This is a genomic window from Xanthovirga aplysinae (genome assembly GCF_009711365.1).
In the GTDB taxonomy this organism is placed as follows: domain Bacteria; phylum Bacteroidota; class Bacteroidia; order Cytophagales; family Cyclobacteriaceae; genus Xanthovirga; species Xanthovirga aplysinae.
Map to the genome: position 1 here is coordinate 1 of NZ_SMMB01000175.1, position 584 is coordinate 584.

Here is a 584-nt window from a genome sequence, read left to right on the forward strand (position 1 = left end):
ATCTTATTGTAATATTGGGACTCATCAAACGCTAACTTAAATTGAAATTCTTAATCATCAGTTGAGAAGTTAAGGATGAACTATTCATTTATTATTTTATGAATTGAGATTCTTCATTTTCGGAAATTACACCCAACGGTAGATGTATAAATCGTAACTTGGGTTTGCGTTATGGCTTTGTGGGGTTATGATTTATACATAGTGTTGTGCTTTCGTTTTTTATTCTTTAAACATCTCATTATAGGCTTTCACATGGTGCGGGAATTCCTCTTCATAAAACGGATATGAAATTCCCAGAATTGTGATTTCAAATCCATCACTATCCATTCCATTAATTTGGTTTCCAACTCCTTTAATTTCAACATCGCTCTCACTTTTAACCATCAAAGAGTCAATTCTCATTGTTGATATCAACTTTTCTTCGGGATAGTCATCTGCTATTTCAATATTATTTTCTTTACAGTATTCTTTGATGAAATTATACCCGAAAGTCTGCTTTTTTGAATCAATTTGTCCGAATACAACACCCATTGGTGCATCAGCTTTTTCCAATCGAGTTGTTCCTATCAAATCCCCATTAAGAT

Annotated in this window: 1 protein-coding gene; it reads right to left on the bottom strand. The window is 32.7% G+C overall.

Annotated elements, in window-relative coordinates:
* Nucleotides 1-219: 219 nt before the first annotated feature.
* On the bottom strand, nucleotides 220-584 hold a 365-nt coding region (locus tag E1171_RS00305), incomplete at its 5' end, for a hypothetical protein (protein WP_222931281.1).